At 67.4% G+C, this 9,061-nt stretch carries 6 protein-coding genes; 3 read left to right on the forward strand and 3 right to left on the reverse strand.

What is annotated here, in order from left to right:
* Positions 1–512: 512 nt before the first annotated feature.
* The 3 genes from ACZ6C6_RS09730 to ACZ6C6_RS09740 are packed head-to-tail and all read left to right on the forward strand — an operon-like array spanning position 513 to position 4,088.
* The gene (locus ACZ6C6_RS09730; protein ID WP_469200884.1) at positions 513–2,090 is read left to right on the forward strand and encodes a transposase; all 1,578 of its coding nucleotides are present in this window, start codon (positions 513–515) and stop codon (positions 2,088–2,090) included.
* Positions 2,091–2,097: 7 nt separating this feature from the next.
* Positions 2,098–2,880 (forward strand): AAA family ATPase, encoded by a 783-nt coding sequence (locus ACZ6C6_RS09735; RefSeq protein WP_469200820.1) that lies wholly within the window; start codon positions 2,098–2,100, stop codon positions 2,878–2,880.
* A 2-nt stretch (positions 2,881–2,882) separates the two neighbouring features.
* Positions 2,883–4,088: a hypothetical protein gene (locus ACZ6C6_RS09740; RefSeq protein WP_469200822.1), complete on the forward strand. Its 1,206-nt coding sequence runs from the start codon at positions 2,883–2,885 to the stop codon at positions 4,086–4,088.
* Between the two features lie 58 nt (positions 4,089–4,146).
* Here the strand turns inward: ACZ6C6_RS09740 and ACZ6C6_RS09745 are convergent, their stop codons facing one another.
* From ACZ6C6_RS09745 to ACZ6C6_RS09755, 3 genes are all read right to left on the reverse strand, one after another.
* Positions 4,147–4,695 (reverse strand): hypothetical protein, encoded by a 549-nt coding sequence (locus tag ACZ6C6_RS09745; protein ID WP_469200823.1) that lies wholly within the window; start codon positions 4,693–4,695, stop codon positions 4,147–4,149.
* A gap of 20 nt (positions 4,696–4,715) precedes the next feature.
* Positions 4,716–5,636, reverse strand: coding sequence for a hypothetical protein (locus ACZ6C6_RS09750; RefSeq protein ID WP_469200825.1), 921 nt, complete (start codon positions 5,634–5,636; stop codon positions 4,716–4,718).
* Positions 5,637–6,054: 418 nt separating this feature from the next.
* Positions 6,055–8,511, reverse strand: a complete 2,457-nt coding sequence (locus ACZ6C6_RS09755; RefSeq protein WP_469200827.1) for a helicase associated domain-containing protein — start codon at positions 8,509–8,511, stop codon at positions 6,055–6,057.
* Positions 8,512–9,061: the final 550 nt, after the last annotated feature.

Raw genomic sequence — 9,061 nt, forward strand, 5'->3', positions numbered from 1 at the left:
CACACGCTGGGCTGAGGCGAAGTACAAGGTGAACTCTTTGAGTAGGACCTGGGATACGAGGTGTTGCCGCGATGTCTGCTGGTGCTGTTCCCACACACCGAATTCTGCCAAGTACCCATGTTTACCCGCTCGGAGTTTCCCCCTTCTGATGGTTGGCATTTGGTTTTCAGTGGTCGGTGTTTTGTTTTCAGTGCTGGGTTATGCCTGGTGGTGGTGGGTTGGTTGGTCGTTTGCTGAAGGCATCGCGCGGGTTTGGCACTGAAGAGTGCCGCTGAAGTGTGAGTGGTCCTGGTGCCGGGCCTATAGCGGTTCAGGGCTCTGGGATGTGTCTGTATCGCGTGGATGTCACTTCTTGGAGTGACGTCGTGCCGCGTGTCTGTTCGCGTGTGCTGTGGCGGAGCCAGGCTGTGTCTGACGGGTGGCGTGTCAGAAGGGGTGGCCGGGTGGACACAGAGGAGGGTTCTGGCTCTGGTGGTGCGTTGGTTCCGGCTGGTGTGAGCCGTGAGGTCGCTGTGGGTCGGCTGCTTGTTCTGCAGGGTCGGGGTGAGCTGAGTACAGCGCATGTGCGGTTGGTGGCGTCGGTAGCGGGTGTCTCGGAGCGGACAGTTTGGAACTGGCTGTCGGTGGCGCGTCGTGAAGGCAGGACAGGGCCGCGTCCGCGTCCGCAGTTCACTGTGACGCGGGAGATCCGGGACCTTCTGGCGTTGTGGGGTGGGAATGTCTCTGCGGTACACCGTGAGCTTGTCGCCCGTGCAGCGAAGGCCTCTCCACCGGAGCCGGTTCCGTCTTTGTCGGTTCTGCATCGTGCTGTAGGGCGGGATCTGTCGCCAGGGGAGCGGGCGGGGCTGCGGTCGGGCGAGGCAGGCCGTCGGCGGCATGACGTGTTCGGGAAGCGGCCGCCGGTGTATCGGAATGCCTGCTGGGAGGGTGATCACAAGCGGGTCCCGGTGCGGGTGGACGTCGAGGGGCAGGCAGTGTGCCCGTGGGTGACGTGGTTCGTCGATGTGGCGACGAAGGTGATCGTGGGGGTGGCGGTCACTCCCCATGAGCCGGCGCGTGACGCGGTGCTGGCGGCGTTGCGGACGGGGATCAGCCGCGCCGATCCTTACGGGCCGTTCGGTGGTCTGCCCGGCAGGGTGCGGGTGGACCGGGGCAAGGAGTTCCTTTGCCGTACGGTCGCGCGTGCGTTGGGCGGTTTCGCGGTGCCGGTGGAGGACCTTCCGGCGTATACGCCGTATCGCAAGGGCACCATCGAGGCGCTGAACAGCGCGGTGGAGGAAATGTTCCTGGTCTCGCTTCCGGGGTACACCCGCCGCGCCCGGCCTGTGGGTGTTCAGCGCCCCGACGAGGTGAGCGAGCTGCTTTCCTTCGCGGACTTCGTCGCAGCGCTGCTGGGCTGGGTGCGTTGGTGGAACACCGGTCACCGGCCCTCGGGCCTTGCGTCGGGGCTGACTCCGATGGCGGCGTGGGAAGCGGATCCGACCTCGGTGGAGGACGTGCCCGAGGAGCAGTTGGCGTTCTTCGCCCTGGAGGACGACGGCAGGGTGCGGAAGGTTTCGACGAGCGGGGTGAGGTGGCGGCGCCGGTTCTACATCGCGCCGTGGATGGTTGGTCATGTCGGTACACGCGTGCGGCTGCGGTATCTGCCGCACTACGACGGTCAGATCGAGGTCTTCGCGGCCGAGCATCCAGACCGCCATTGGGGGACCGCGTACCTGGCTGAGGAGGCGACGCTCGAGCAGCGCAGAGCGCTCAGCTCGGTCAGGGAGAAGAAGGCCCGCGCGTTGAAGGCCGACTTGAAGGCGGCGGAGAAGCTGCGTCGTACCCGCTACACGGCCACCACTACACCGGATGTTCCCCGTCCGCGGCGGACGGTCACCGGGCAGCAGGCCCGGGCGGAGATCGCCTCCGCGCAGGCGGCCGATCTGGCGGCCCGAGCGCTGCCGGACCTGATCCCGCCCCGGGACCCTCCCACAGGCTGGACTCGTCCCCGCCCCGCCTTTGCCGGCCTGCCCCGCCCGGATACCGTGCCGCCCCCGCCGGCGCCGGATGACGCAACCGGCACCGCCGCCGTTTCGCACGAGGAGTGACATTCGGATGGCTACCGCTGAACGCAAGGGGCGTCTGCCTGGGGAGCGTGATGATCACTTCATGCGTTTGCCTGGCGCCCAGATCGTCTCTACGCGGGCCTTGCTCACGGCGCGGGAGAACATCCGTGCCGCGATCGAGGCAAAGGCGATGATCTGCATCTACGGACAGGCCGGCAACGGCAAGTCCTTCGCGGTCAATGCCTCCTTGCGTGAGCTCGCGCCGTCACTGGCGCGCCGGATCCAGTTCCGGGCCCGCCCTTCCACCCGGGACCTGCGCCACGAGCTGTTCCACGCCCTGGGCCTGCCGGGCCGTCCGCCGGCGCATGCGATCGAGTTCGACCGCATGCTGCGCGGAGCGCTGGAGGAGCCGCGGGTTCTGGTCTGTGACGAGGCGCAGTGGCTGTCCAAACTGTGCTTCGAGTACCTGCGCTACCTCTGGGACGACACCGCCTCCGACCTCACCATCATCTTCACTGGCGGCAATGGCTGCTTCGAGATGCTGCAGAGCGAGCCGATGCTCGAATCCCGGGTCTATGCCTGGCAGGAGATCGGCCGCATGCCCCTGGACGAGGTCCTTACCGTCGTCCCCGCCTTCCACCCCGTATGGGCCAAGGCGGACCCCGACCTGATCGCGGTCTGCGACCAGGAGGCCGCGCACGGAAACTTCCGGGCCTGGGCGAAGATCACCCACCACCTGGTAACCGGCCTGAAGGAGACCGGCCGCACCAGCGTGGATGAGGAACTGCTGCGCTGGGCCTACAGCAAACTCTCCACCCGGCAGCCGGTCTGACCATGCTCAGCTGCGACAACCCGCCCCCGGTCACCGTCATCCTCGACCCCGGCGACGACCTGGTCCACACCCGCGCCGCCCTGGCCGTACACGCCCCCGAAGCCGGAAGGCTCACCGTCCACCCCACACCCGGCACCGACTCCAGTCTCACCCTGGCCTACGACATCCTCGCCACCCTGGACAAGCCCGTACCCGTACCCGGCTACCGCCAGCTCGACACAGCCCCCGCCTGGACCCTGGCGGCGGCCTGGATCCTCGCCACCAGCACCAGCCACCTGATGCTCCTGCGCGCCCACTTCCTCACCCCTCACCGCCTCAAGGCATTGCTGCAGCTGCGCCACCGCACCGGTTGCCGACTGGCTCTGGTCTGCCACACACGCCACGCTCCCGCGTCCGTCGAGCGAGCCCTGGCCGGCGTTGCCCACCATGTCGCGGAGGCGGCCGCCCTCCTGCCCGCGGCACAACCGCCCACCACCACGCCACCAAAGCCCGCCACGCGCAGGCCGTTGGCCAACCGGTGGCTCAACCTGCCCGCCCTGACCACGCTCAGCGCTTTCGACTCCGCCACCCGCCCCTGCCAGTGCAAGGCGCCCATGGCCGAAGACCGTGACTTCTTCGCACCCGTCCTGCCGGCCCTCACCGAGGCCGAGGTCGCCCACCGACTGCACCGCGCCACCGCCCACCCTCACCTGGCTGCCGAGCTGGCCACCGCCGTCTTCACCGCAGCCTCCGTCACGCAACTGGCCACCGCCCACCTCCGCGACCTCGCTCCGGACGCCTCCACCCTCACCCTCCACGACGACGGACTACGCCAGGGCTGCATGACCCACCACGTCCCCGCCTGGGCACGCCCCCTGCTGCTGGCCGCCGCCTTCACATGGCGGCTTGCCGCCGGAACCGGCGGCGCACTGTTCACCGACCCGCTGGGCAGTACAGGCCTGCCCTACCTGACGGACTTCGCCGAGAACTGCAAGCTGCGCCCTCCCCAGCCGCCCCGCCCCAAGCGGCGCAAGCGCTCGGCGCCGGCGAAGCCGCCGAAAACGATCTGGCCCTTCAGCCCCGCCCACTACGCCCTGTCCTGGGCCATGCGAGAGCCCGACCTCATGCAGGGTTGCCCTCACCCGCCGCCTCATACCCGGCGCACGATTGATGCGTACAAGAAGGGGTGGCCACCGCCCGATTACGGACCCCCCTCACGTTCGTACTGACCTGGGACCTCTGTCTCGCCGTGTGACGTTCTTGCGCCTGTGGCTCCCAGGCGACTCGTTATGGGGACCCGTTCCGTTGACGCCAGCCAGGGTTGTACCGGGGGGCCGGGCGTGCTGGAGGGTCGCTCTGATCGAGGTCGTTGAGGCCCATCATTCGGTCGAGGAGCCACAGCATTCGTAGGAAGCGCACGAATGCCAACGCCATCGAGGCTTCGAAGACGTAGCGTGCCGAGTGCGAGTCCGTCTTGTCGTCCAGGCCTTGTGCGGCCAGGCAGCCCATGCAGATGAGGGCGGTTGCCACGAGCAGGGCCTTCCAGTTGCGGCGTAGCTCGCTCTGGTAGTGCCGACGTACCGCCTGGATCCGTTCGCCGTTGCTGGACAGGTAGATGGAGATTGCGATCGAGCTCAACCCGCCGACGGCGGAGACAACGCCGGCGGCGGTCCCGTATAGGGAGACTCGCTGTTCCGAATCAATCCAAGACAGCCAGTCGCCGACCCCCCAGAGGCGTACGACTGCTACATGCGCCGATACCAGCACAAGGGCGATCACGTAGTCCCACCAGACGGCTTCCGACCACCGGTCGACGAGAGACTCCCGAACGTTCACGCATCGCCCCCTATCGCATGTCAGCCCAAGTCAGCCCCCACAGCCGCCCGCAGCTCACTTTCGTGCTCGGCCGCTACATCAAGGATTGCATCCACCGCTGACAAGATCCGGATGGAGTTGCCGTCGTCGTCGACCGCAGAGACGCGCCGCTTGGCGGTGATGTGGTGTTCGGTCAGCTCCACCAGACGGCTGCGCTCGACGCCGTCCGCTTCCGCGAACACCAGCCTGGCCTGGGCACGGGCAGCAGCGTCGGGGGCCACCGGTGCGATGTCTCGCAGATCGTCCAGGAGGGCCTGACGATCGCCGTCCCGTGCACGCCCCCGCGGCACACTGATGATCATCGTGACGTTGATGTCTCCGTACGCTTCTTGCGCCTGCCGCAGGAAGCGGGCCAGTCGGCCGTTGCGGTCTCGCAGAGCGGAGGCCTTATGGCTACCGATACGGATTTCGATCCGGGACGCCCCCTGGGCGGTCCCCAGCCGTTCTACCTCTGCCTTCGAGAGCACAGGCCGGACGGTCAGCCGGGTGTCGGGAAACATGTGCAGTTCGTTGAGCCAGGTCTCCAGGCCCTTGTGCGAGGGGGCCGACACGGAGCCCTGCATGAGACCCACTACGTTCCCGAACGGTAGAAAGCAGATCGCGGAGGTGTCCACGAAGCCTCGGATGGCGTTCTGCTCTAGCTCCTGCCACTGTCCTGTGTTCCAGTCCATCACGCTTAGCCACTCTGTGGCGTCTTTGACCCGATGCAGCAACAGGTGGTCCTGCTGGCGCACGGTGGCCACCGACCCCACGAGGGTGATCTCCTTGGCAACCAACCGGTCCTGCAGACTGGCCGTGGCCAGGTCACGCAAGGCACTGTCCCAGTCCATGGGAGGAACCCGCACCTGTTCACCGGACGCGCTTGCCACGACTTCGAAGAAGGCAATTGTGCGTTCGGGCATGCGTCTGACGGAAGCCACCGTGTCTCCTCGATCGTGTGCACGCTGACTCACACCCCCTGAGACGGGCAGAAGAACCGGCGTGCTTTTAGGCTTAGATGGGCATATGACGCTAGCAGCCCCTGTCGCGTGAATGGCCTACATAGCCCCTTCCTCGCTGCCGGGCGTTGCCCGGAAGTTCCCGGCATCCGGCATTCGTACTCGTGAGCGATAATGCGGGAAGGGGTGACTGAGAAGCGAGCACTGTCCGCTCCGCTGCCGCACCCCTTTCCGGCATGATGAGCGTCATGGTCCGACCAACCGAGGTATGAGCATCACGGTCGGCCAAGGTCAGCAGGCCCTGCCCCGCAGCTCTCGACAGCTGACTACCTCCATCAATCCAGACAGCATCTCGCCGCCACTGGTACAGCTCATCGAAGTGCTATGCCGCCCAGTCGAGTCCGAGGTTGGCGAGGGTGGTGAGTTGGTCGTCGCTCAGTCGGTCGCGCCGGCACTTGTGGTTGCTGAGAAATACGCCCAGGCGCACCGACGTCCCGTCCGGCAGCTCTTCGACATGCTGCCGCCCGACCGTGGTCTTTCCTTCCCGTGCGATGTACTGCTGCAGGGCCTGTACACCCCGTTGGAAGGCTTCGGAGCCCTTCCCGGCCCCAGTCTTCGCCGCACCCCGCGCGGGGGCCTTCTGCGCTCGTACAGCCGCCCGTGGCCGCACTCCCAGCTCCTCCAGTCGCCGCCGCTGTTCCGCGTTGAGCTGCGCCCAGTCCCGTGTCTGTCGGGTGGCCCAGCGGCCGATGTCGTCGCCCCGGTAGGTGACTCCGGGCTGGACGTCCTCCAGCGTGTTCCCGGCGTTCAGGAGGGCGTGCAGGCCGACGTAGCAGCGTTGCCAGTCCACGGTCCATCCGAGGAGCCGCGGGTTCCAGTCCGGATCGATCGCGGCGAGCTGCTCCGCCCGCCGCTGCGCCCGACCGGTGTCCTTCCCGAGTCCGCCTGGCCGGCGGAGGTTGGTGAGCCATTGCCCGACATGCCGGTCGAGGGCGGTGGCGTGCCGGGGCGCGGCCAAGGTGCCGGCCTCCTTGAAGTAGGCGCGGGCGGCGGCGAGATTCTCTTCGAAGGCAGCGTCGGCGGTGTCCCACACCATGCCGAGCTCTTCCAGCTCGTCGGCCCGCTCCCCGTTCATGGTCCCGGCCCGGAACGAGCGGCGTTGATCGGACAGCCACCTCCCCAGCGGATACGCCCCCTCGGTGTGCTCGTAGGGCACGTCCAGGTCGCCTTCGCGCTCGAAGTACCGGCGGGCGGCGTCGTAGCCGCGCTGCCAGTCCTGGCGTTCGGTGCTGATGACGTTGAACCGCACCCATTTCGCGATCACCACCGGATCCCTGGGGGCGGCGAACCGCAGCAGCGGCCGCGTGTCCTCCCGTCCCTCCTCCGGCTCAGGGCCGATCTGAGGCGACGGATCAATGACCGCCTTCTGCTGTTCCTGAGGAATGGCAAGCAGCTCGATAGCACGTTCATCGTGTGCCCGAAGCCCTTCCAGAACTTTCACCAAGGGCCTGTACGAGTTGGAGGTGAGCATGTCTTCCGGCTTTTCACCCGGTGCGAGGAAGACGGGCACGATCAGCGTCGCCATTTTGCCCTCTCCCGGTTTTTGCCGCAGCGCCCGTCCGATGGCTTGGACGATGTCGACGGCTGATCCCTTGGGGTCGAGGAGGGCGACGGAGTCGACGGCGCGGATGTCGACGCCTTCGCCCAGGACGCGGCAGTTGGAGAGCACGGCGCGTCCGGCGCGCCGGCCGAAGTCGGCGAGGACCTGGCGGCGGTGGCCGGGTTCGTGGTCTCCGCACAGCCAGTTGGCCCACACCCGCTCCGGATACCGCTCCGAGTTCGCCGCGTGAAGCCGCTTCGCGACCCGGCCCAGCCCTACCGCGAAGGCGGCTGCTTCGACGGTGCGGTGGTGGAAGGTGATGGTGGTCTGCAGCCCGTGTTCGGCCATCGTCTCCAGCAGCGCGGCCTGGAGCGCGCCCATGCGTTCGCCGCGGACGTCCTCGTCCCGCTTCTGCGGCCCCGACAACCTGGCCGGAGTGACGACCGGGTCGGTGAGCTCCACGACCACGATCTGGTACCGCGCCAGCAGGCCGCGGGATACCGCCGATGCGAGCGACAGCTCGTAGACGACCGGACCGAACACCTTGGGATCATCCATCGAGCAGGCCAGCTCCTGCGGCAACCGGTCCCGCAACACCCCCGCCCTGTCCTGCCGCTCCGCCCAGGAAAGCCGAGGCGGCCGCTCTTTCCAGATCCTGGGCGTAGCGGTCATGTAGAGCCGGCGCATGGCAGGGATGACGTCCTGGTCGTGAACCGCGGCCCACGCCTTCCCCGCCGAGCCACTGGTGCGGTGCGCCTCGTCGACGACCACTAGGTCGAACACGTCCATGGGAAGCCCGTACGTCCCCTCATGCGCCTCCGCCAGGACAGGCAGAGAGGCGTAGGTGGCGTACACGGTCACCGGCCCCCGCCCATGCCACAGCGCCAGCTGCGGGGCGCTCGTCGTGGAGCGCACTTTGAGGTCCCACAGGTGCGGGTCGTCCTCCAGCGAGCACACCGCGACGGCGGGGCCGTGGTGGCCGGCCGCCCGCCATTCCCGCACCGTCTGCGTCAGCAGGTCCAGGGTCGGCAGGAGGACCAGGACCCGCCCGTTGCGGGCCAGTCGAAGCGCGGAGTGCGCGGCGATGAACGTCTTCCCCGTGCCGCATGCCGCCACCACAGTGGCCCGTAGACCGGCCTGCGGAATCTTCTTCCCCGGCGGGATATCAAGCCCACGCACGACAGCATCGACAGCTTCGATCTGGTGAGGTCGGAGCGTGAATTTATCTGCACTCGGCATATCGGATCTCCGGGAATCCAAGAGGGGGGTCGAAGGCTCTGGAGGAGGTGGCGATCTGTTCGGGATGCTACACAGCACATCAGTGATGCATGATGCGGATCATGTGCGGGCGATGCACGGGCATCATCTTAGCGGGTCGGTGGTCACCAGAGGAGTTTCGGGCATCTCGTTCCAGGGTTAGAAGCGAGTGATGGCCTGTCTGGTGCGGGTGGAGCGCAGCGGAATCCGCACCCTTGCCACCAGGGGCCGGCGCTCGGGCCAGGGTGATGTGGTGTCACGTCCTGGGGGTGGCTGTGTTCTCGGGATTCTACACAGAACAGCGGTGATGCACCGTCATCGTGTAGTCAGCTGTTCCGGCGGAGCCGGAACCGGGTGGGGGAGCGAAGCGGACCCGCCCCGCTGTTCGGGCTGGAGCGGAGCGGAGGCCCGTGGATTGGAGCGAAGCGGAAATCCGAAAGGCGCGAAGCGGCTTTCCATCGCTTCGGCCGGGTTGCGAAGCAACCCGGTTCGCTTTCCCATCGCGAAGCGATGGGGTACCCGCTCCGCGGGG

It is taken from the genome of Streptomyces sp. NPDC041814, assembly GCF_055590565.1.

What these genes read in the sequence shown, in the direction of transcription:
- ACZ6C6_RS09735 (WP_469200820.1), top strand. Translation starts at nt 2,098, where the DNA reads ATGGCTACCGCTGAACGCAAGGGGCGTCTGCCTGGGGAGCGTGATGAT.
- ACZ6C6_RS09740 (WP_469200822.1), top strand. Translation starts at nt 2,883, where the DNA reads ATGCTCAGCTGCGACAACCCGCCCCCGGTCACCGTCATCCTCGACCCC.
- ACZ6C6_RS09750 (WP_469200825.1), bottom strand. Translation starts at nt 5,636, where the DNA reads ATGCCCGAACGCACAATTGCCTTCTTCGAAGTCGTGGCAAGCGCGTCC.
- ACZ6C6_RS09755 (WP_469200827.1), bottom strand. Translation starts at nt 8,511, where the DNA reads ATGCCGAGTGCAGATAAATTCACGCTCCGACCTCACCAGATCGAAGCT.